General features: G+C 33.2%; 18 protein-coding genes. 6 read left to right on the top strand and 12 right to left on the bottom strand.

The genetic code is table 11. The features are described from left to right. The first annotated feature begins 58 nt into the window (after positions 1–58). Positions 59–1,348 (top strand): aminopeptidase P family protein, encoded by a 1,290-nt coding sequence (locus VFM92_RS02000; protein WP_325120519.1) that lies wholly within the window; start codon positions 59–61, stop codon positions 1,346–1,348. Positions 1,349–1,390: 42 nt separating this feature from the next. Here the strand turns inward: VFM92_RS02000 and VFM92_RS01995 are convergent, their stop codons facing one another. Beyond that, positions 1,391–2,392 carry a quinone oxidoreductase family protein gene (locus VFM92_RS01995; RefSeq protein ID WP_325120518.1) on the bottom strand — a complete coding sequence of 334 codons (1,002 nt, stop codon included), beginning with the start codon at positions 2,390–2,392 and terminating at the stop codon, positions 1,391–1,393. Positions 2,393–2,471: 79 nt separating this feature from the next. Further along, complete coding sequence (gene dnaB / locus VFM92_RS01990; RefSeq protein WP_325120517.1) at positions 2,472–4,037, bottom strand: replicative DNA helicase; 1,566 nt, start codon at positions 4,035–4,037, stop codon at positions 2,472–2,474. 185 nt (positions 4,038–4,222) lie between these two features. Between dnaB and VFM92_RS01985 the strand changes: the two genes are divergently transcribed. The 3 genes from VFM92_RS01985 to VFM92_RS01975 all read left to right on the top strand — a co-directional run bounded on the left by VFM92_RS01985 (position 4,223) and on the right by VFM92_RS01975 (position 8,841). Then, on the top strand, positions 4,223–5,596 hold the full coding sequence (locus VFM92_RS01985) for a UDP-N-acetylmuramate--L-alanine ligase (RefSeq protein ID WP_325120516.1): 1,374 nt from the start codon (positions 4,223–4,225) through the stop codon (positions 5,594–5,596). 3 nt (positions 5,597–5,599) lie between these two features. Continuing rightward, positions 5,600–6,403 carry a 3'-5' exonuclease gene (locus VFM92_RS01980; protein ID WP_325120515.1) on the top strand — a complete coding sequence of 268 codons (804 nt, stop codon included), beginning with the start codon at positions 5,600–5,602 and terminating at the stop codon, positions 6,401–6,403. A 203-nt stretch (positions 6,404–6,606) separates the two neighbouring features. Then, positions 6,607–8,841, top strand: a complete 2,235-nt coding sequence (locus tag VFM92_RS01975; protein ID WP_325120514.1) for a PAS domain-containing sensor histidine kinase — start codon at positions 6,607–6,609, stop codon at positions 8,839–8,841. Here VFM92_RS01975 and VFM92_RS01970 read toward each other — a convergent pair. From VFM92_RS01970 to pfkA, 6 genes are all read right to left on the bottom strand, one after another. Then, a complete protein-coding gene (locus VFM92_RS01970; protein ID WP_325120513.1) occupies positions 8,838–9,413 on the bottom strand; it encodes a DUF3109 family protein in 576 nt (191 codons plus the stop codon). The two genes, VFM92_RS01975 and VFM92_RS01970, sit on opposite strands and share 4 nt — an antisense overlap. A gap of 93 nt (positions 9,414–9,506) precedes the next feature. Beyond that, complete coding sequence (locus VFM92_RS01965; protein WP_325120512.1) at positions 9,507–10,826, bottom strand: HAMP domain-containing sensor histidine kinase; 1,320 nt, start codon at positions 10,824–10,826, stop codon at positions 9,507–9,509. Positions 10,827–10,906: 80 nt separating this feature from the next. Further along, positions 10,907–13,429, bottom strand: a complete 2,523-nt coding sequence (gene priA / locus VFM92_RS01960; protein ID WP_325120511.1) for a replication restart helicase PriA — start codon at positions 13,427–13,429, stop codon at positions 10,907–10,909. After that, on the bottom strand, positions 13,426–15,453 hold the full coding sequence (locus VFM92_RS01955; protein ID WP_325120510.1) for a thioredoxin domain-containing protein: 2,028 nt from the start codon (positions 15,451–15,453) through the stop codon (positions 13,426–13,428). Before VFM92_RS01955 ends, priA begins: the two co-directional genes overlap by 4 nt. Continuing rightward, a complete protein-coding gene (locus VFM92_RS01950) occupies positions 15,437–16,426 on the bottom strand; it encodes a GSCFA domain-containing protein (RefSeq protein ID WP_325120509.1) in 990 nt (329 codons plus the stop codon). Before VFM92_RS01950 ends, VFM92_RS01955 begins: the two co-directional genes overlap by 17 nt. A gap of 94 nt (positions 16,427–16,520) precedes the next feature. Beyond that, complete coding sequence (gene pfkA, locus VFM92_RS01945; protein ID WP_325120508.1) at positions 16,521–17,492, bottom strand: 6-phosphofructokinase; 972 nt, start codon at positions 17,490–17,492, stop codon at positions 16,521–16,523. A gap of 179 nt (positions 17,493–17,671) precedes the next feature. Between pfkA and VFM92_RS01940 the strand changes: the two genes are divergently transcribed. After that, complete coding sequence (locus tag VFM92_RS01940; protein ID WP_325120507.1) at positions 17,672–18,757, top strand: DegT/DnrJ/EryC1/StrS family aminotransferase; 1,086 nt, start codon at positions 17,672–17,674, stop codon at positions 18,755–18,757. Here VFM92_RS01940 and VFM92_RS01935 read toward each other — a convergent pair. Next, positions 18,747–20,231 (bottom strand): polysaccharide biosynthesis C-terminal domain-containing protein, encoded by a 1,485-nt coding sequence (locus tag VFM92_RS01935; protein ID WP_325120506.1) that lies wholly within the window; start codon positions 20,229–20,231, stop codon positions 18,747–18,749. The genes VFM92_RS01940 and VFM92_RS01935 overlap by 11 nt on opposite strands. Before the next feature lie 139 nt (positions 20,232–20,370). Here VFM92_RS01935 and VFM92_RS01930 point away from each other — a divergent pair, with 139 nt between their 5' ends. Beyond that, the gene (locus tag VFM92_RS01930; RefSeq protein ID WP_325120505.1) at positions 20,371–21,243 is read left to right on the top strand and encodes a hydroxymethylglutaryl-CoA lyase; all 873 of its coding nucleotides are present in this window, start codon (positions 20,371–20,373) and stop codon (positions 21,241–21,243) included. Positions 21,244–21,288: 45 nt separating this feature from the next. Here VFM92_RS01930 and VFM92_RS01925 read toward each other — a convergent pair whose 3' ends face one another. The 3 genes from VFM92_RS01925 to VFM92_RS01915 form a co-directional block, all read right to left on the bottom strand. Next, complete coding sequence (locus VFM92_RS01925) at positions 21,289–21,555, bottom strand: hypothetical protein (RefSeq protein WP_325120504.1); 267 nt, start codon at positions 21,553–21,555, stop codon at positions 21,289–21,291. Between the two features lie 127 nt (positions 21,556–21,682). Next, positions 21,683–22,147: a pantetheine-phosphate adenylyltransferase gene (gene coaD, locus VFM92_RS01920; protein WP_325120503.1), complete on the bottom strand. Its 465-nt coding sequence runs from the start codon at positions 22,145–22,147 to the stop codon at positions 21,683–21,685. A 2-nt stretch (positions 22,148–22,149) separates the two neighbouring features. Further along, positions 22,150–23,037 (bottom strand): DUF3822 family protein, encoded by an 888-nt coding sequence (locus tag VFM92_RS01915; RefSeq protein WP_325120502.1) that lies wholly within the window; start codon positions 23,035–23,037, stop codon positions 22,150–22,152. Positions 23,038–23,041 lie beyond the last annotated feature (4 nt).

The following is a 23,041-nucleotide window of genomic DNA, read 5'->3' as shown; positions in this document are numbered from 1 at the left end:
AATGTAAATTTGAAATTTACGAAGCTTAAACGATTAATTTGAAATAAAACATAATTTTATGAGGTACAAAACTTTAGATTCTTCTCTTTACATAAAGAATCGCAAAAATTTCATGAAGCAATTGCCTGCAAAATCTCTGGCAGTTTTCAATTCTAACGATGTTATGCCTTTGAATGCTGATGGCACAATGACCTTCTGGCAAAACAGTGATTTATTTTATTTAACGGGTATTGATCAAGATGAGAGTATCTTGGTTTTGTTTCCTGATTTTGATAATGATGGATGGAGAGAAATTTTATTTGTTACTGAAACAAATGAACATATAGCCGTTTGGGAAGGACATAAATATACTAAGGAGGAGGCAACTGCAGCTTCAGGAATACGAACCGTAATGTGGCTTTCTCAATTTGAAGCAGTTTTTAATACGTTGATGGCGGAAGCGGAGCAAGTTTTTATTAATACTAATGAGCATATTAGAAATGCTTCTCCTGTGGAAACTCGTGATATGCGATTTATCAAATGGCTTCAGGAAAAATATCCAGCTCATCAATATAGAAAGGCAGCTCCTATTTTGTATGATTTAAGAGCTATAAAAGACCCTCAGGAAATCACGCAAATGGAAAGAGCTTGTAAAATAACAGAAGATGCTTTTAGAAGAACTTTGAAATTTGTAAAGCCTGGAGTTAAAGAATACGAAATAGAAGCGGAGGTTTTACATGAGTTCGTAAGACAAGGATCAAAAGGATTTGCGTACACACCTATTGTCGCTTCTGGAGCAAATGCATGTGTATTGCATTATATTGAAAACAAGGATGTATGCAAAGATGGTGAACTTTTATTGATGGACGTAGGAGCGGAGTATGGTAATTATAATGCTGATATGACGCGTGCGATTCCTGTTAATGGTAAATACACTCAGCGTCAAAAAGATGTTTATAATGCGGTATTGAGAGTGATGAAGGAATGTTATTCAATGTTAAAGCCAGGTAATAGAATCCCTGAATATCACAAGGAAGTTGGTAAATTGATGGAAGGTGAGTTATTAGGCTTGGGGTTATTGGATAAAACTGATATAAAAAATCAGGATCCGGCAAATCCAGCTTATAAAAAATACTTTATGCATGGAACTTCTCACCACATTGGATTGGACGTTCATGATGTAGGAAATATTTATAGAGAATTTGAACCTGGAATGGTATTTACTATTGAGCCAGGTATCTACATTCAAAATGAAGGCCTTGGCATTCGTTTAGAAAATGATGTGGTTATTACAAAAGATGGAATTCATGATATGATGGGCAATATTCCTATAGAAGTAGATGAAATTGAAGATATAATGAATAGCTAACAGTGGAAAAGCGATGATTGGTTAGTCATCGCTTTTTTTATTTCAATTTGATAGTAAGCTAATCACCAACTTCCCAAACTGGTCTCCAGCTTTCATTTTATCGAAGGCGGTTATAATTTCATTAAATGGTCTGACAGAATCAATTATTGGTTCAATTCGATTTTTTCTTACGTAAGCAAGCATTTCTTTGAATTCATCATCATTGGCCATAGTGCTTCCTTGCAAAGTAATTTGATTCCAGAACATTCTATGAACATCTAAATTTTGAGTTTTGCCTTGGGTAGCTCCGTAAAAAACAATTCTTCCAGCCGGATTCATAAGTTTTATAAGGTCATTAATGCCTTCACCTGCGGCACTATCTATAGCTAAGTCAAATCCACCAGATTTTGATTTAGCTTCTTTAACCCAGTTTGAATCTTTATAATTGAAAGCTCCTTTTGCTCCAAGTTCAGTAGATTTAGTTCGCTTAGTTTCATCACTAGAAGTCACATATACATTTGCACCTTTTGCTAAGGCAAACTGAAAAGCAAATTGTGCTACTCCACCACCAACTCCTGATATTAATATGTTTTCACCTTTTTGACATCTGCCATGGTGAAAAAGTGCTCTGAATGCAGTCATTCCTCCGAGGGGTAGAGCAGCTGCATTTTCTAAACTTAAATGCGCTGGTTTTTCGGCTATTTTTTGTGCATCAATTGTTACATATTCACAAAATAACCCATCTGAAGGCGTTCCTAGTATATGATAATTTGAGGATTGGACTTTGGAATTTTCTCCCCAATTGACGTTAGGATTTATTAAGACTTCTTTCGATTTCCAAACTGAATCTACATTTTTACCAGTTTCCAAAACGGTACCACTTGCATCTGACCCTAAAATAGTTCCTACAGAAATTCCCGGATATTTTCCTTCTCTAATAAATTGGTCTCTATGATTTAGAGCTACAGCATTGATTTTTATCAATACTTCATGGTCTTTTGGAATTGGAATTTCCTTATCTACAAATTCTAATTGATTATTATCTGCTATAATCAGTGCTTTCATTTTCAGTAAATTTGGTTAAACAGTGCTTGTAGATTTTACATTTTAAGAATATATGTGCAATAACAAGCGACTATAACAATTAAAAAGGAGCTTCATCTGAGTCTTGTGAATTTTCATTCCCTGTGGCTTTACTAGGTAAAGTAACTGAACTTGGCTCATCAAAATCAGCTGGTACTCCTGCCTGAGAAGGGAATGTTGTTCCATAACCTGGTACGCCACTATCGCTTCCTGGAGCATCAAGGTCTGAAAATTTGGTGAATCGACCAATAAATTTCAACGGAACGGTATCTAAGGACCCATTTCGGTGCTTTGCAATGATAACTTCACCAACATTTGTAGTGGATATTCCATTCTCATCTTCTGTAATACCATAATATTCAGGTCGGTACAAGAACATTACCATATCCGCATCTTGCTCAATAGATCCTGATTCCCTTAAATCAGAAAGTTGTGGTCTTTTGTCACCTCCTCTGGTTTCTACAGCACGGCTTAATTGAGAAAGGGCAATAACAGGGACGTTTAGTTCCTTTGCAATATTTTTTAAAGAACGAGAAATAGAAGCAATTTCCTGCTCACGATTTCCTCCCGCACCTCCTGATTTAGAAGTGTCACCAGACATTAGCTGTAGGTAATCAATTACTACCAATTGAATATCATGCTGCTGTTTCAATCTTCTACATTTCGCTCTTAGTTCCAGAATAGAAAGGGCTGGGGTGTCATCTATAAATATTGGCGCTTCAGTTAAAGCGGCTGTTTTATGAACGAGCTGTTGCCATTCATAGTCTTTTAGGTCACCTTTTTTAATTTTTTCAGAATCTAATTCTGCCTCTGCAGATATTAATCTGTTAACTAACTGTACTGAAGACATTTCTAATGAGAATATAGCAACAGGTTGTTTGAAATCAACAGCGGCATTTCTGAGCGCTGAAACGATAAAAGCGGTTTTCCCCATACCTGGTCTTGCCGCAATAATCACCATATCTGATTTTTGCCATCCTGAGGTTACTCTATCCAGTGCGGAGAAACCAGTAGGTACACCTGTTAAACCATCGGTATGATTTCTTCTTTCTTCCAATTCCACAAAAGCTTGCTTCATGAGGGAGGACATATCCGCATAATTCTTTTTAATGTTGGAATTGGTCACATCAAATAATTCCTGCTCGGTTCTGTCCAGCAAATCGAAAACATCCGTGGTGTCTTCGTAGGCATCTTCCTGAATTTCTCGGGAAATTTTTATCAATTGTCTTTTAATAGCTTGCTCTGCTATGATTCGAGCATGGTATTCAATATTGGCGGCAGAGTTAACTCTGGAAGTTAGGGAAGTAATATAATAAGCACCACCGATAAGGTCTAACTTTCCATTTTTTCTTAACTGATTCGTAACCGTCATTAAGTCAACAGGTTCCGAATTGTTGAAAAGTTGAACAATTGCTTTATAAATTTCTTCGTGAGCTTCTCTGTAAAAACTTTCAGGTTTTAGGATGTCAATAACATTGGTCAAAGCATCTTTTTCGAGCATAAGAGCACCCAATACAACTTCTTCTAATTCAACCGCCTGAGGGGGTATTTTCCCCATATTATCACTTATATCAAGCTTTTTGTTTTTTTGACCTATTCTCAATGCGGATGATTTTTTTGACTCCATGTGTTTCCCTGCTAATTTTTGAAATTTCAAAAGCTAACAAAGCTAAATTATTATTTCCTTTATCGTTAGTGAAAAGCGACCAAGTTTCCGACAACTTATCCACAGCTTATCAACATCTAAAAATGGTAGATAATTTGCCACAGCATAAACTTTATTCTATTTTTGGATAACCGAATATAAAATCAATGGATTTAAATAATATTAAGCAAGTACATTTTATTGCAGTGGGTGGAAGCGTGATGCACAACCTCGCTTTAGCACTTCATAAAAGAAAAATTACAGTAACTGGTTCAGATGATGAAATTTACGAACCAGCTGCTGGAAAATTAAAAGCCGCAGGACTAAACGCATCAATAGGTTGGAATCCTGATCAGCTCCATAACAAGTTAGATGCGGTCATTTTAGGAATGCATGCTAAAGCAGATAATCCTGAATTGAAAAAGGCACAAGAGTTAGGGTTACCTATTTTCTCATTCCCCGAATTTATTAGAGAAGTTTCAACCAATAAGCAACGGATTGTCGTAGGTGGAAGTCACGGTAAGAGCTCAATTACTGCAATGATAATGCATGCTTTAAAATCTGCAGGTAAAACATTTGATTACTTGGTAGGTGCTGAAATAGATGGTTTTGAATTGACAGTTCAATTATCGGATGCCGCTATAATCGTCATTGAGGGTGATGAATACTTAGCTTCGAAATTAGATCCTCAACCCAAGTTTTTGAAATATGATCATCATGTTGGCGTGATTTCAGGAATCAAATGGGATCATAAGAATGTATTTCCAACTTTTGAGGATTATACCAAGCAATTTGACTTATTTGCTGATAAAACACCAAAAGCTGGCTCATTAATCTATTGTGAAGAAGATAATTTGGCGAATATAGTAGGGGCAAAAGAACGTGAGGATGTGCGTAAGATTCCTTATTCAGCCCATGAAGCAGAAATAAAGGAAGGGATTACATATCTTAAAACGAAAGACCACGGAAAGGTAAAAATTAATGTTTTTGGAAAGCATAATCTTCAGAATATAAAAGCTGCTCAAGAAGTTTGTGATTTATTGGGAGTGCCCGCTGATAAATTCTATCAAGCTATTAGCTCTTTTAAGGGTGCAAAAAACAGATTGGAATTGCTTGCTGAGAATAATGGAGTTAGAGTTTATAAAGACTATGCACATGCCCCTTCAAAATTAAAGGCTACTGTAAATGCTTTGCATCATCAATTTTCAAAAGGTAAAATTTGTATTGCTTATGAACTACATACTTTTAGTAGTTTAGATAAAGAGTTTTTAAAAGAATATAAAGACACCTTAAAGCACGCAGATGAAGCTTTTGTTTACATTAATCCTGACAACCTTAAAATTGCTGGAGAAAATAAAATAAAGGAAGATGACATTAAAAACGCATTTAATAATCCTGAATTACAATTTTTTAATGATGAAAATGAATTGAAAAAAGCAATGGAAATTCAAAAAGGAAAAACTTCCACTTTTGCTTTTTTAAGTTCTGGTCATTTCAGGAATTTAGATTTAAAAGAAACTGCTCAAATTTTAGTTAAATAATTTATGTTTTTAAAACTTAAAAATCCTTTAGTCATTTTCGATTTGGAAACCACTGGAACTAATGTCGTAAACGATAGAATTGTGGAATACTCCTTTGTAAAAGTGATGACAGCAGGGGATGTTATCAAAAATACCGCAAGAGTTAACCCGGAAAGACCTATCCCTCTTGAAAGTAGTTTGATTCATGGGATTTACGACAAGGATGTAAAAGATAAACCTACATTCAAATCCGTTGCAAAAGAGCTTTCTGCTTTCCTGCATGGCTGTGATTTAGCAGGCTTCAATATTTTGAAATTTGATGTACCAGTATTGGTGGAGGAGTTTTTACGAGCGGATGTTGATTTTGATATCTCCAAAAGAAAATTATTGGATGCGCAAAAGATTTTCCATATGATGGAAAAGAGAACCTTAACCGCAGCTTATAAATTCTATTGTGGAAAAGATCTGGTAGATGCTCATTCAGCAGAAGCAGATACTTTAGCTACACTTGAAGTTTTGGATGCTCAGATTAAAAGATATGAAGGTGAAAGTTTAAGAGACTTAAAGGGAAAGGTACTAGGTACAATTGAAAATAATGTAGAAACCTTACATCAAATAACCAATGAGAATATGGTGGATTTGGCCGGAAGATTTGTTTTCAATGATGATGGGATAGAGGTTTTTAATTTTGGTAAACATAAGGGAATTCCTGTAGAGGAAGTGATGAAGAAAGAATCTGGTTACTACGACTGGATGATGAAAGGAGACTTTCCGATGGATACCAAAAGGAAGCTAACGGAGATTAAACTTAGAGGTTTCCAAAGATAGTTTTTATTCATTTCTGCAAAAGCCCAGTCTATTTATTTAAACTAGGCTTTTGTTTTAACAGGAATTTGAAAATCAATATTAACTAAATTTTTATGTAATTTTTTATATTCCCTACATTAACTATAATTTAAGCGTTCAGACAGTTTTTTGAAAAAGATTTTGCATATTTTTAGAAATGCTAAATCTTACAATCAAAAATTGATTTGAATACCCACTATCTACATCAAATAGAAGATATTTTAAAGACTAAGAAACTTAGTTATCAGTTTTTAGAAAGTTTTAATATCACTGATTTTCAAGATTTTAGATGTTATTTCATTCTCATAGATGATAGCATATTATATGTAATATCAATAGGCAATGCTGATAGCGCTACATGGCAATTATTCTTTCAAAATTTGCGGAGTGCCTCCAAAATTCATCAAAAACAGAAACTGACATTTATCATGGATGCTAGTCAATTAGGTGATATTCCTAGCTCTTCACAGAATGAATTAGAGGATTATCAACTTTTCTTAAGAGAGTCTTGGTCTAAAGTGTATTTTATTAATGAAAATTTAGATAACACTGTATTGGAATCTTTTCGTGACCATAATTCTCAATTTGCTGAAGATGTGGAAACGCTTAATAAGCCCCATCTAGCTATAGAGTATGCTTTAAACGGTCATTCTGATAATTCCTATGAAAATTATCTTAATTCTTTAAGTAGAGAAGAATTAATTGAGGAAGCTAAGAATTTAAAGTCAAATAAATTAGTAGAAAATTCTGAGAAAGAATCTAATCAGCTGCTCAATATTCTTAAAAGCTTCAAATGGAATAAAGAAGAGACGAAATTATTTGAAACTAGCGAAAAAAATACTTTTAGTCCTTTCTATGAAGTATTGAATTCAATTAGCACGGATTACAAAAATATAAATCAAAAACTTGAAAGTCTTACAGAAGAATTCAATAATAAACTTCAATTTCAGGTAGGAGAGATATTACATCAAGAGGCTAGTTTAAGGGCAATTTTTGATACACTTGATTCAATGATATGGTTGGTGGATTCAGAATTCAATTTAATGGCATTCAATCAAAAATTTAGGCACCATTTAGAATCTGAATACGGAATTACACCTGAAGTGGGTATGAATGTTTTGGAACAAAGTGATTTGCTGAATAAGTATGAAAAAACGTTAGATAGAATTAAGAAAGCCTTAAAAGGAAAGGAAGAAAATTATCGAGATTTTTACAAAAAAGATGGTGAAGTTGTTAAGGTTGTGGATTCCAAAATATTTCCAGTAATACTGAATAGAAACATAAGTGGAGTGGCCTGTTTGACCAACGATATCTCCGAAAGTTTTGAAGAAAAGGAAAGAATTAAGAGCAATGAAAGAATAATTGCTTCAGTCAATAAAAATATATCTGAAGCGATATATAGGACATCTCATGAAAAGGGATTGATTTTTGTCAATGAAGCATTTGTCAAAATGTTTGGCTTTGATTCAAAAGAAGAACTATACCAACATGCCAAACTAAATAGCCTTTATGAAAACCCGAATGATAGGGAGAGATTAGGAAAATTTCTGATTAAAGTAAAAGAAGTAACCAACGTTGAAGTGAAATTTCGAAAGAAGAATGGAGACATTTTCACAGGGCTTCTTAGCAGCATGGTTAGTGAAGATGAGGATGGTACTAAATATTTTGATGGAGCAATTAGAGATGTTACAGCCATTAAAAGTGCTCAAGAAAAGCTCCAAAATCAAAATAGTGAATTGAAGAAATTGAATACTGAGCTTGACAGTTTCGTTTACAGCGCTTCTCATGATTTAAAAGCCCCACTTAGTTCTGTAAAAGGGCTAATTAATTTGGCGAAAAATGAAACGAGTAGGGAAAAACTAGCAGATTATCTTGATTTAGTCGATAAAAGCATCAATAAGCTCGATAATTTTATTAAAGATATTGTGGATTTATCTCGAAATGCTAGGCAGGAAGTTCAATCAGAGTTAATTGATTTTAACGAAATACTCACAGATACTTTGGATAATTATCATTATTTAGAAAATTATGATAAAATTAAAAAGCATATAAAAATTGAAGATGACATTCCATTTTATTCTGATAAAAGAAGATTAAAAGTCATTTTTAATAATCTTATTTCCAATGCTATACGGTATTTTAACCCCTATTCTGATAATCCTTTTGTGAAAATAAATGTGAAAACGGATTCAAAGAGAGCGGTCATTAAAATAGCAGATAATGGATTAGGAATTCAATCTCAGTATTTAGAAAAAATCTTCGAAATGTTTTTTAGAGCTTCTAACAATAGTAAAGGCACAGGAATTGGGCTTTACATTGTAAAAGAAACCATTCAAAAAATAAAAGGGCAAATCAATGTTGAATCGGAATTGGAAAAAGGAACTATTTTCACAGTTATTATCCCTAACTTAAAATCTTAATCCGTAGTATTGTCAGATTGAATTTCTCGTACCAATTCTTCATACCATTCTTTGCTGTAATTTCTTATAAGTGCATCTTTAAGGAATTTATAAAGAGGAACACCAAGTTTTTCTCCAAAATCACAAGCTGGATCACATATCTCCCATCTATCATAATTTAAAGCATCGTATTCATCATACTTAGTGATTCGGATAGGATATAAATGACATGAAATTGGCTTTAGAAAGTCTATTTTGCCATCGTTATGGGCTTGTTCAATGCCGCATTTTAGAATGTTTTTTTCATCGTAAACTGCATAAGCACATTCTTTATCATTGATGGTGGTGGTACTATAGTCTCCTTCCCAATCTTCAATATATTCACCTTGTTCTTCTATTGCTTTAATACCTTCTGCTGATAAATAAGGCTTTACTTTCGGATATATTTCCTTCATGATAGGTAATTCTTCATTCGTAAGCGGGGCACCTAAATCACCTTCTACGCAACAAGCGCCTTTACATTTTTCAATGTTACATACAAAATTTTTATCCTTAATGTCATCTGTGATGACTGCGTTTCCGACTAATATCATGTTGCAAAAATAATTTTAATTGATGGATTTATCCTAACAGAATTGAAATGATTGTTTGTAATGAAAAGAAGATATAAAAAGTTCGTCTTGATTTTAATTGGTAGGCAACAAAATTCGAAAAGAAGTTCCTTTTCCAAGAGTGCTATCAACTGAAACCTCTCCATTATTGAGTTCAATAAATTCTTTTACCAATAACAATCCAATTCCCGCCCCGTTTGAAGAAGATGTTCCAATTAAAGTATCTTTACTAATTTGGAATAATTGGTTTAATTTTTCGGGAGGAATTCCGACACCAGAATCAGTAACTTCAAGCTTAATCATTTCATCATTGTGTTTCTTGGATGAAATTGAAATTTTTCCTCCAAGCGGTGTGAATTTAATGGCATTTGATATTATATTTCGAAATACGATTTGAATACTTTCTTTATCAACAAGAATACTATGGTTTTCGGCTATAGAAATTTCAATTGTAATCCCTTTAGATTTTAGTTGTGATTCAAATAGCTGTTTTAATATCAGCAGTTCATCATTAAGATTAATTTTAGTTTTATTAATTTCTAATCCCTGCATTTGGCTTTTTGACCAAGCCAAAAGATTATCCAGTAAATTGGAAGAGCTATATAAATCATTTTCCAAATTATGAGTTAATTGCTTAAACTCTTCCTCACTTACAGCCCTTTTTTTATACAATCCTAAAATTCCTTTGAGTGAAACTATTGGGCCTCTCAAATCATGGGAAATGATTGAAAAAAGCTTGTTTTTAACTTTGTTAAGCTCATCAACTTTCTTGACTTCCATATCTAGCTCATTTTTATTGATGAATGAGCTCATTTTTTGTCTGTCAAGCAGGTAGGAAGCGAGTATTCCAACCATATAAATAACAAATAGTTGAGAAATCTGTCTTTCTGCTATGATTGAATAATTAATAGTTTCGATATAAATTATATATCCTGAAAAATTAATCGTATTGACTAACAATGCGTAGCGAAAACGCATCCCCATAATGGTAGAGGTTACAAAAATTATGACCATTAAAATATTTGAAAGGAAAATATCAAAGTCAGGATCTTCATTAAAATGATAATGTAAAAAAAATATAGAGGAGACAAATAAGGCTATTAGAACACTCATATATTGAGTGGATTGATATTTTTCTTTTTTAAATAAAAAAGTTAAGCTACCCAAAATCAATAAAATCAATGCCATTCCCCCTCGAAAGACAATAGAAATTAAATCAGGTTTATACCGTATGACATCTACAAAAATAAATATGATACTTAAAGCTGTTCCTAAAATGATGACAAATCGAAGCGCATATAGGTCTTCTTTGAAACTGCTTAGGTTAAACTTACGCTCTGTTTCGGGGTTTTTGAACCAAAGTCCAATTAAATTATATTGGTAGATTTTATCCAAACAAAAAATTTTCACACAATTTAGTGAAATTATACTAATTATACCGTATAATTTAGGCAGGAAGTTAATTGAAAAGGACCTTATTGAGGATCAACGTCAAAAATAATTCGTAATTTTCTAAATTGAGAATTCTCTTGCAATTTGTTAACTGAAGATTTAATCTGATTTTTGGTACTTTCTAATGGGTATCCTTTTTCCAGTTTTATCCAAAGTTCCATATGATATATATTGCGAATTTTGGCTATCATAGGTTCATGTGGAGCTAAAACTCTTTGATAGCCTAATTGTGAAATCAGAGATTCATATAATAATTTCGAACCATTTTTTACGGCATCTGATTGGGCACCTTTCAAAATAATTTTGATTAATCGGCAAAATGGAGGATAAAAAAATGAATGCCTTTCCTTCAGTTGTAATTCATAAAAACCCTCATAATCATATTTTAATAAATAATTAAAAAGCGGGTGGTTTTCTTGGAAACTCTGAATCCATACTTTACCTTTTTTATGACTTCTTCCAGCTCTTCCACTAACTTGAAGCATCATTTGAAATGCTCTTTCATATGCCCTAAAATCAGGATAATACATCATTCTGTCAGCATCAACAATACCCACAATGCTCACATTCTCAAAATCTAATCCCTTGGTTACCATTTGAGTGCCAATCAAAATTTGGGTTTCTCCATTTTCAAAAGATTCAATTATCTGTTGATATGAATATTTTTTTCTTGTGGTGTCTCTATCCATTCTCTGGATTTTCACATCTGGGAAATGCAATTTTAAATCATCTTCAATTTTCTCGGTTCCAAATCCTTTCATCACTAAAGCCGTTGATTCACAGCTCAAGCATGCACTTGGACTTTTTTGTCTGTAGCCGCAATAATGACATTTGAGTTCATGTTGATGCATATGGTATGTAAGACTTACTGAGCAGTTTTCACATTCAGAAATCCAGCCACAAGTTTCACATTGTAGGTACGGAGCATAACCTCTTCTATTCTGAAAAATTATGGCCTGATTACCCTTATTCATTTCTGATTCAAGTGCTGCTAAAAAGCTATGGCTAAAGTCGTCTTTTACAAGCTTTTTAGCTTTCTGCCTACGCATATCAATTACTTCAATTTCAGGCATAGTGCCTTCACCGAATCGTTCGGTTAAAACGGAAAGTCCATATTTTCCCGTTTTAGCATTATAATAACTTTCGTACGAAGGTGTAGCTGAACCTAAAATCAACTTTGCTCTGTGAATATTGGCTAGTACAACGGCAGTATCGCGAGCGTTGTAACGCGGAGCTGGGTCATATTGCTTATAGCTGCTTTCATGTTCTTCATCTACCACAATTAACGATAGATTATTGAATGGTAATAAAATAGAAGAACGGACACCAATCACGAAATTGATGGTGCCTTCAGCAACTCCCTGCCAAACTTCAACTCGTTCCGCATCGGAAAATTTAGAATGATAAATACCTACCTGATCTCCAAATATTTTACGCACACGTTGAATCATTTGGGTGGTAATGGCAATCTCGGGTAATAAGAACAGAGCCTGCGACCCACTTTCAATCACTTCGCGGATGAGGGAAAGATAAATTTCTGTTTTTCCACTTCCCGTTACGCCATGTAATAATGCCACATCCTTTTCTACAAATATGGAATTGATTTCATCTCTACAGTATTGCTGAGCAGCACTTAAAGAAATTTCATGATCCAGATTTTCTTGACGGTTAAGATAATCCAAGCGAGAAGTGATGACTTCGTATTCTTCAAAAATTTTATGCTTAATTAAGGTATTGATGGATGAAATCGAGAATTGTTCTTCTTTAAAAATACTTTTTGAAACGCCAATTTCATTTTTGCTTATATCCTTAAAAACAGGAACTTCTTGCAGATACTTTAAAAGTACATCCAACTGTTTTGGCTTTTTATCCAGTTGCTGCATAAGTTCATTCATTTGTGCTTTATCTAACCAGTCCTTATGTAATCTTAATCGCTTTTCGGTCTTCGGTTTGTAACGTTCCTGAACCTGTTCAATTAGCATGATAACTTGCTTTTTAAGCAAATCCTTAATTAAAAGGCTGGTTTGTTTCGAATTTGAAATTTCAGCAAATTGCTGGTAGGAGAGGAGTCCTTCTTTTTTAAGTAAATTAATGATTACTTCCTCTATCTGGCTAAAGATATAAGGTGATTGCTCTAATTGAAAGGCAGGATTAAGCTGAATTTTAGATTCACTACTGAGTTTTAAACCTGAAGGAAGTCCAATGTTGAGTACTTCTCCTGCTGTGGCCATGTAGTACTGTGCCATCCATTCAAATAATTGAAATTGCTGTCGGCTCACTACAGGATATTCATCAAGTAATTCTAGTAAATACTTTGCTTCATAATCTGATGGGGCTTCTTGATGAATGGAACTGATTACACCCGTAATGATTTTCTTTTGACCAAAAGGAACAATAGCACGAATTCCTACTTGAATTAGCTTCTCATATTTCCGAGGAACTCTATAAGTGAATGTTTTAGGGATAGGTACAGGCAGTAAAACCTGTACAAAATATGTCTTTGTTAAACTATCTTCCTCAATACTATTCAAGCTAAGTTGACTCATTTTTTCAACTGGGCTAAAGCATCCTCAACGGAATATACAGGTTGTTGGCAAGCGTTATTCTCACAAACATAAATGGTGGTTTTGGTATTGAATATTTCCTTTCCCTTCCAAACCAATTGTTCATCACTTTCTTCAAGGATGGCGGTAATAAAAGTGTTTGGAAGGTAATGACTCCATAATTCTTTTTGGAATTGGATTGCTTTTTTTCCAACGATTACGATATCATAGCTACGATATGCTTTTAAAGCATAGGCTGATGCATAATTGGATAAGTATTTTGGCTCTTTTGGAATTAGATGCTGAATTTGCATCAACATCTGCTCTGATATTTCACTAAATTTTGAATTACCTTTTAAAATCCCTAACCAGTGAAGGTTTTCAATCATGACCGAATTGGAAGAAGGAATTACATTATCAAATATTTCTTTTTTTCTAGCAATTAAGGCTTCGCTGGATTTATCAGTGTAGAAAAATAATTTTTCATCTTCATCATAGAAGTTCTCAATTGTGTAGTGAGTAAGTTTTTCTGCAAAATCTAAAGCCTTAGAATCTGAGGAAATTTCGAATAGACTTAAAGAAGCCTGAATTGTTAACGCATAATCCTCTAAGTAGCCTTTTAACTTTACCTGGTCATTTTTAAAACTTCTGAAAAGGTTTTTTCCATTCCACACAAATTCACTTAAAAAAACATAATTATCCTGAGCAATGGCTTTATACTTTTCATCTTGATGCGCCTTATAAGCATCACAAATCCCTTTCATTTGCAAGGCATTCCATCCTGTAAGGATTTTATCATCCATTGCAGGACGAACTCGCTTTGCCCTTGTTGCTAAAAGTTGATTTTTAAAAGATTGTAATTCTTCTTCAAAAATATTCTGTTCTAATTTTTCTGCTTTGCAAAAATCTTCAATTGAACTGTGGCGAAATAAAATGTTTCTTCCATTCTCCCAGTTTCCTTCTTTGCTTACATTGTAAAATTTTAAAACCGGAGCTACTTCTCCTCCTAAAATGTTTTGTAGCTCTTTATAGGTCCAAGTGTAAAATTTCCCTTCTTCACCTTCAGAATCGGCATCTAAAGCAGAATAGAACCTACAATATGAATCCATGATTTCTCTGACGCTAAATCGAATACTTTCCTCGAAAATCTCTTTAAAATAAGGATTCTTTGTGTATCGATAAGCATTTGCATAAAGACTTATTAATTGCCCATTGTCGTAAAGCATTTTTTCAAAATGAGGAGCGAACCATTCTGCATCTACTGAATAACGTGCAAATCCGCCTCCAATTTGGTCATAAATTCCTCCATCGGCCATAGAAGTTAATGTAGATTCCAAGGCTTTTTTAGCTTCAGGATTTTGACTATGGAATGCATACTTCAATAGGAATTGCCAAATTACAGGCATTGGGAATTTCGGTGCACCTAAAGTTCCACCATTATCCAAATCAACGAAAGTAACTAATTTTTGGTAAGCTTCAGTTAATATTTTGGGTTCAAAATTTTGTGATTTTAATTTTCCTAAACTTAATCTTTCACTATCTGAGGCATTGAGCGCTTTAGTGAATTTATCTGCTGAATTTTCTAAATCATTTCTGTTGCTTTGGAAGGCTATGGCTACTTTGTCCAATATCTCTAGCCATTTTTTCTTAGGAAAATAAGTGCCCCCATAAAATGGTTTTTGATTAGGCGTCAAGAATATATTTAATGGCCACCCTCCGTTTAACCCCATATTTTGGATCGCATCCATATAGATTTGATCAATGTCGGGTCTTTCTTCTCTATCAAGCTTTATGCAAATGTAATTTTCATTCATCACTTTAGCCACTTGCTCATCTTCAAAACTTTCGTGCTCCATCACATGGCACCAATGACAAGCAGCATAACCGATGCTCAATAAAATAGGTTTATCTTCACTTTTAGCTTGATTCAATGCCTCTTGGCTCCAAGCTTGCCATTCAACAGGATTGTAAGCATGCTGGAGTAAATATGGACTACTTTCTTGAATAAGTTTATTGGCTTTTGGCATTTTCTAGTTCTTTTTCCACTTGTTTCATTTCCTCTTGCACATTCCCCATTACTGAAAATCGATTTAATTTTTTCTGTAAGGCTTCTAAAAACTGGATATGTTCTTCAGACCCAGGATTCATAACCCTGTGGTTTAAATCATTTTTTATTGCTTGCCATTTGTCGCAATATGTAAATAGAGGCTCTGAAAAGAAGGTTTCTCTAAAACGTTGCCAGATGAAATTTCTAGCTACATTGTTGGGGTGAATCATATCCTCTGCATAGAATCGATAATCTCTTAAATCATCCATCATTAATTCGAATGAAGGGAAATAATAGGTCTTATCAATAGCTTTTTTAATCTTATATACAGCTAATCTTAAAATAGCCTTACTTAAGCTATTTTCAGGAATTCCATCTTTAATATGTCGAACAGGACTGACAGTTAAAATTATTCTGATATGTGGATTTCTTTCTTTAAGAAATTTTAATGTTTCACTTACCTCTTTTACGATATCATCTAATTCTAATAATTCTTTTTGAAAATTTTGAGATGGTAATTTATGACAGTTAGCTATGATTTGTTGAGTTTTATCGAATCGATAGACCCATGAAGTGCCAAATGTTAAAATCAAAACTTTTGAGCTTTCAAGGTATTCCTTAAGTTTTGCAGATGCTTCCCTGATGCCCTCTTTTAATTCAGATAAATTTTTCTTTCCAAAAATGGAATGCGCATCTAAATGATTATAAATATCTCTGTTTTCAATAATATGGTCCTCATTTAGGTCTTCATTATTCAAAGCAGCTTTAATTAAACGCATTTGAGAAATGGGATTGTAGATAATGCCATATGGATTACTTAAAATATCCATTTTCATTTCTTCAAAACGACTGCCAATATGGTCTGCGAAGCAACTGCCAATAGAAGTTATCTTATCATGCGGATGGATTTTTTCTTCCGTTGGCTTTATTTCAATAGTTGTTTTTAATTCCATTTTTCTAAATTATATGGATTTTCACCGATTTAACGCAGAAATTCATTTCCCTAATTAATACGTTTTAATTTTTTTATTGATTCGGAATATAATTTCAGACACTCAACACTTTGACCATATGAATTAATTCCTGATTTAAAGGCTTACTTTTTGTAATGCTATCTTCGAAAGAAGTGTACACTAATTTGTCATCAATAATACCAGCCATAACATTTTTTTCTCCTCTCATCAGTCCTTCAATAGCACCCAGTCCTAATCGACTAGCGAGAATTCTATCTTGCGCACTTGGTGAACCACCCCGTTGGATGTGACCTAGAATCGAGACTTTAATATCTTTTTGTTTAATTTTCTTTTTGACTTTCTCAGCTATCTCCATTGCATTACCTTCTTCGTCACCTTCAGCTACCACCACAATGGAGGAAGTCTTATGGCGAGCCCAGCCTTCTTGTAACGTGCTAATTACTTCTTTGATACTTGTGGATGTTTCAGGAACCATCACGAGTTCTGCGCCTCCGCCAATGCCTGAGCGGATAGCAATATAGCCAGAGTCTCTGCCCATAACTTCTATAAAGAATAATCGATTATGTGAATCTGCTGTATCACGAATTTTATCGATAGCGCCTAATGCGGTATTAACGGCAGTATCAAATCCAATCGTGAAGTCAGTTCCATATAGATCATTATCGATAGTACCTGGAGCACCTACTGTCGGTATACCGTATTCTTCAAAGAATATTTTAGCACCTGTAAATGTTCCATCGCCACCTATCGTGATTAAGCCTTCTATTCCTAACTTTAGAAGTTCGTCATATGCTTTTTTTCTTCCTTCTTTGGTTTTGAATTCTTCACTGCGTGCGGATTTTAGAATAGTGCCACCTTTTTGAATTATATTACTTACAGAGTGAGAGTTCATTTTTATAATATCTCCCTCAATCATTCCGTCATAGCCTCTATAGATTCCGTAAATTTCAATGCCATGATATACTGCACCCCTAACAGCTGCTCTTATACAAGCATTCATGCCTGGTGCATCACCACCAGAAGTCATTATTGCCACTTTATTCATTTATGACTAATTTTTATTTAAAATTTTTAATCTTTGAAGTATCAATTATATTATTTCAATTTAATGATTTTTATTGCTCAAACACTTCAAAAACAATTTTAAAGTTGGAAAAGCGATGCTGTTATTGCAAATAAAAATCATTATATATTTGTGGAGAGCCTACAATACAAAGTTACGATATGCAATTTGAAACTGTTCCTTTTTTAAAATTATCACCAGTTCGGCAAGAAGTTAGAGTTGCTATTGATGCTGTTTTGAATAAAGGTGTTTTCATGAATGGTGATTATGTTCATAAATTCAAGATAGATTTTTCAAAATATCTTCAGCTTAATCATATAGTTCCAACTGCAAATTGCACAGACGCTTTGGAGATAATCTTAAGAAGTTTGGGAATTCAAGAAACGGATGAAGTTATTACAACATCTTTTAGTTGGTTTTCGGACGCTTCAGTTATTCAAATTGTAGGTGCAAGTATAGTTTTTTGTGATATTGACATCACTCATTTTGGATTAAATATTTCTGATTTTGAAAATAGAATAACATCTAAAACCAAAGCAATCATACTTCCACATTTATTTGGAATGGTTCATCCAGATGTCCAGAAAATAGCGTCTATTTGTCGAGAAAAAAAAATAATCTTAATTGAAGATTGCGCACAAGCACACGGTGCTACTTTAAATGGAAAATTGGCTGGAACATTTGGTGATATTACTGCCTTTAGTTTTTATCCCACCAAAAATTTAGCTGCTTTGGGTGATGCTGGAGCAATTGCTACCAATAATGAATTTTTAGCAACTAAATGTCAGCTTTGGGCCAATCATGGACAAGTTACCCGAAACGAACATCTTCAACTAGGAAGAAACAGTAGAATGGATGAACTTCAAGCTGCAGTACTTACAGCAAATCTAGGATTTTTAGATTCTGATAATGAACATAGACGTGAACTTGCAAAGATTTATTTTGATGTATTACAAGATGTTGAATGTAGTTTACCTCTGAAAATTGAAGGCCATGTTTATCATCAATTTGTATTGAGAACGAAAAGGAGAGATGAGCTTCAGAAATTTTTGATAGGTAGAGGAATTGAAACCGATATTCATTATCCAAAAGCTCTTTCGGACATGAAAATTTTTGAAAAAAATGAAAAATTTCTCAGTGCTAGCTTAGCTTCTGATACTATTTTATCATTACCAATTCATCCCAGTCATACAAAACAAGAAATTGATTATGTAGCTCAAACAATCAAACGCTTTTTCAGAGGTTAAATTTTTCTCGTAAGTCTTTAATTATCACAGTGATTTCTTTCGAAGGCTTGAAAAGTAACATTAACAATCCGTAGATAATTAAGGTAACTAAGCTTAAATAAGCAATATTGAGTATCGGGTGAGAGAATTCTGGAATGATACTTACTATAAATAAGCAAAATCCTGACAATAAAATAGTGCTTAATGTGTGCAATGAAAATGGCTGAAATTGTAAAATGTAATAGATATAAATCATTTTAATAAGATTGAACAAAAAGATTGATGTCAAAGTAGCAATAGCGGCTCCAATTAGTCCATATTCAGGTATCAATAAAATATTAAGTCCTATGGTTAAAACAGCTAAAATCAGTATAAAATAGATATTGCTTTTATATTTTTTGGATGAAATAATGATTTCAGAATTAACGCCAAACACCATATCAACTAGTTTGCTCAATCCAATTAAAACTACAATCCATTCCCCTTCTGCATAAGTTCCGCCTTTTGGCATAATAGCATAAATATTATCGAGGTTTATAACAACCAAAATAAATACAAAGCTTCCTAGAATTAGTTGATTGATACTGGTTTGTTTATAAATTTTCTTTACCTCATCAAGTCTTTCATTTTCGAAAGCAGTTGTTATAATTGCGTCAGACATTTGTGCAATACTCCTTCTGGGAATTTCTATAATGGTACCCATAAAAAAAGCTATGGTGTAAATAGCAGTTTCATTAAGACCAAGGTAACCTGTAACCATTAAAGTGTCAATTCTCAAAACAATAATACCACCTACTGCACCAGCCATGATAATAAATGTGTATTTCAACATTTCTTTTATAAATGAATTTTCTAAATGAAAGATTGAAAAGTTAAAATGTAATTGGCCTTTAATTAGCAAAATTAGGATCATTAATATTAAGCTAAAAGCATAAACGGCTACGGTAAGTAGTAAAAACCAGTCAAATGAATAGTAATCCAAAAAGAATAATAAAGCGAGTAAACTACTCATTATTCTCAAGAAAAATTCTCGCATAAATGTGGGGATTACCACATGAAGCTTTGCTTTATAAAATGATTCAAAAATTGAGATATAAACCAAAATACTAGCTAACAAAATGATGAGCCAATATTGGTCTATGAGTTCAGGAGCCTTGTCTTCAAAAAAGCCAAAAACCCATTGGTCTACTAATTGAAAAACGCCAATGAATAAAGAAATTGAAAAAAAAGCTAGTATTAAAACAAAAGTAAAAAACCTACCCCAAGATTCTGGTCCGATATTAAATCTTGGAAAATATCTTAAAAGCGTGCGAGGAAGACCAACTTGGGCAAATGGAGAAAGGATAATGGCCATGGATGTAAATGCTTGGAAAAACCCCAATTTCTCTTGACCTAAAAATTCCGGAAATAAAAATAGAATATTAATGGCACCTATTGCAACTCCAAAATAGTTGATAATGGTAGCATAAGCACTTTGTTTAATGAGGACTCCCACAGTTATTTTTTAAAAAGAAAATGAAATTTAGTCAGTAGTACTAAATAAAATACTATTATACTTATGATTTCTCTTTATTGAAAACTCATTCAGGATAAATATTTCTTTTAGCTAAAAAACCTATTGATTAGCTTTGAGTATGGAAATAAATAATCAAGATATTAAACTAATCGAATGTCCGAGGGATGCCATGCAAGGTTTGCATGATTTTATCCCTACAGACCATAAAATTAATTATATAAATCAATTATTAGAGGTAGGCTTTGATACGATTGATGCAGGAAGTTTCGTTTCACCTAAAGCTATACCTCAGATGCGCGATAGTGCAGAGGTTTTTGATAAGATAAATTGGCAAAATTCAAGTTCTAAATTGCTAGCAATAATTGCTAATCAAAGAGGAGCTTCTGATGCAGTACAATTCCAACAGATATCTTATTTAGGTTATCCACTTTCTCTATCGGAAACATTTCAGCAGCGAAATACGAAACGTTCGATTAGCACTGCCATGGAAGATTTACAAGAAATTCAAGATATCACACTAGCCCATAATAAAACTTTGGTGGTTTATCTTTCTATGGGATTTGGAAATCCTTATGGTGATCCTTATGATGCTGGTTTCGTGCAAGAATTTGTAGAGAAGTTAGATGAAATGGAAGTTAAAGTGATTTCTCTCTCTGATACTATAGGTGTTTCTAATCCTGAAAATATTTCTTGGATTTTTGAGCAATTAATTCATCAGTATCCTCATATTGAATTTGGAGCCCATTTGCACAGTAATCCTGCTACTATATGGGAAAAGCTAAATGCAGCTTTCTCCTCAGGTTGTAGAAGATTTGATGGTGCAATTAAAGGATTTGGTGGTTGCCCAATGGCAAAGGATGATTTGGTAGGAAATATGGTGACTGAGGATATGGTTGCATATTTTAACAGTAAAAATATACCGCTAGGAATCAACCAAGAAGCTTTCACGGAAGCACAAAAATTAGCATTAGAAGTATTTCCTGCAAAATAAAAATAAAAAAATGGGTGCTGAGTTTTAATAAGCACCCATTTATTGTTAATAATCGTCCAAATCTTTTTTTAGATCTTCGTCATCAAATTCATAATCTTCATCTTCATAATCTTCATCTTCATAATCTCCCTCTTCATCCTCTTCTAAATTATCATCGATTTTAAATCGCCAAGTTGTATCGTCCTCTTCAACATCATTTAATTTGATGTCGTCAGTATCGTCATCAAAAAAATCATCTTCGAGCTCATCATCGTAATCTTTTTCATCATATTCGTCAAACTGGGCGAAATCTGATGCTTCATTAAGTGCCATTATAGTATTTAATTTTATATGACGAAATCTAACGTATTTTTAAATAAGTTGTATGAAATAAGTATGAATTAATTTTTAAGATTTGATATTATAGTATTGATTAGAAAATCTGATGATTTTCTTAATTTTATTTCTCTATTTTATAAGGAAGAAACTCATCCACATTACCGCTAAACCTGTGAACTTCTCGAATAATAGTGGAACTAATTGCTGCATATTGTGGTGCGGTAATTAGAAAAACAGATTCCAGTTCTTCATTCAAATATTTATTCACTTGGGATATGCTGTTCTCATATTCAAAATCAGTAGTATTCCGTAATCCCCTTAATAAAAAACCTGCACCAAGGTCTTTTGCTAAATTGGAGGTTAATTTATTGTAAACAATGATGGATACCCTAGGTTCGTTTTCAAAAGTTTCTTTCAACTTGCTAACCATCATGTCGATTTCGAAATATCTATTTTGTTTTTTTGAATTATAGCCAATCGCAACTATTATTTCGTCAAATATCTTAAGCCCTCTATTAACAATATCGTAATGACCTTTAGTAAACGGGTCAAATGAACCTGGAAATATTGCGATTCTTTTGGCCATAATTAAAGATTAAAATAATTTCCAAATACATCGAAATATTGATGCTCAGGAATTTCATCGAATTTAAATCCGAAATTTAGCTTTGAAGTTCTGTTGCCGGCTTTTAACACAGGAAAATCTTTCTGTAAAGCATTAAAATGAGATGAATCACTTTTGATATAACCCCATAATTTAATCTTTCCTTCTTTTTTCAATATTTTAAACTCATTACAAATAAGATTTATATATCGGCTATAATCTTCAAATTTCTGAATTAGGAAGGAATTAAAATAGAGCAGCTTACCACTATTTGTAACTGATGCATGCATGTAGAATCTATCGATGTAAATCGATAGCTCATTCTCATTTGAGACTGGAGTATTATTTAGTATTGCATTTACCAGCATACCACTCTGGTGAGTTACTTTTATTTTACTATTAATGTAAATAGAACGAATGAACTTTAATACTTCTTTTTGGTAGGTGAAGATATTAACTGAATCATTGCTATTCACTTTGTAATAACCAACAGAATCAGAGCTTTCTACTTGACAGTTCATTTTCAAAATAGCTCTAGCATTATCTTTCGAAAAATAGGAGAGTGGCGATAGACAGTATTTGGGTGTTTTGAAGCATAAAAGCACTTCTTTCCAAAACCCAACCATTAAAAGATGATGTTCATCAAAAAGTGCTTTCAAAACTTGCACTTTTTGATGCTCATCAGAAGTCTTATTTAAGCTATAATCTTCTAAGATTAATACTCGATTAGACTTAATATCAATAATAGTCAATTGAAGGTCTCTATCTCCAATTGATAAAATTAAGCAATACTGCTCTATTTTATCGATTGAAAATTTGTCATCCTTAATCTTTCTTATTGGTTTAAAAACTTTTTCTTTAGCTATATCCAAAATA

Source organism: Marivirga sp., from assembly GCF_035704835.1.
Taxonomy (GTDB): domain Bacteria; phylum Bacteroidota; class Bacteroidia; order Cytophagales; family Cyclobacteriaceae; genus Marivirga.
This window is presented reverse-complemented; position numbering and strand designations above follow the sequence as displayed.

What these genes read in the sequence shown, in the direction of transcription:
- coaD (WP_325120503.1), bottom strand. Translation starts at nt 22,147, where the DNA reads ATGGCCAAAAGAATCGCAATATTTCCAGGTTCATTTGACCCGTTTACT.
- VFM92_RS01940 (WP_325120507.1), top strand. Translation starts at nt 17,672, where the DNA reads ATGCAATTTGAAACTGTTCCTTTTTTAAAATTATCACCAGTTCGGCAA.
- VFM92_RS01985 (WP_325120516.1), top strand. Translation starts at nt 4,223, where the DNA reads ATGGATTTAAATAATATTAAGCAAGTACATTTTATTGCAGTGGGTGGA.
- pfkA (WP_325120508.1), bottom strand. Translation starts at nt 17,492, where the DNA reads ATGAATAAAGTGGCAATAATGACTTCTGGTGGTGATGCACCAGGCATG.
- VFM92_RS01980 (WP_325120515.1), top strand. Translation starts at nt 5,600, where the DNA reads ATGTTTTTAAAACTTAAAAATCCTTTAGTCATTTTCGATTTGGAAACC.
- VFM92_RS01970 (WP_325120513.1), bottom strand. Translation starts at nt 9,413, where the DNA reads ATGATATTAGTCGGAAACGCAGTCATCACAGATGACATTAAGGATAAA.
- VFM92_RS01925 (WP_325120504.1), bottom strand. Translation starts at nt 21,555, where the DNA reads ATGGCACTTAATGAAGCATCAGATTTCGCCCAGTTTGACGAATATGAT.
- VFM92_RS01995 (WP_325120518.1), bottom strand. Translation starts at nt 2,392, where the DNA reads ATGAAAGCACTGATTATAGCAGATAATAATCAATTAGAATTTGTAGAT.
- VFM92_RS01930 (WP_325120505.1), top strand. Translation starts at nt 20,371, where the DNA reads ATGGAAATAAATAATCAAGATATTAAACTAATCGAATGTCCGAGGGAT.
- priA (WP_325120511.1), bottom strand. Translation starts at nt 13,429, where the DNA reads ATGAGTCAACTTAGCTTGAATAGTATTGAGGAAGATAGTTTAACAAAG.
- VFM92_RS01955 (WP_325120510.1), bottom strand. Translation starts at nt 15,453, where the DNA reads ATGCCAAAAGCCAATAAACTTATTCAAGAAAGTAGTCCATATTTACTC.
- VFM92_RS01950 (WP_325120509.1), bottom strand. Translation starts at nt 16,426, where the DNA reads ATGGAATTAAAAACAACTATTGAAATAAAGCCAACGGAAGAAAAAATC.
- dnaB (WP_325120517.1), bottom strand. Translation starts at nt 4,037, where the DNA reads ATGGAGTCAAAAAAATCATCCGCATTGAGAATAGGTCAAAAAAACAAA.
- VFM92_RS02000 (WP_325120519.1), top strand. Translation starts at nt 59, where the DNA reads ATGAGGTACAAAACTTTAGATTCTTCTCTTTACATAAAGAATCGCAAA.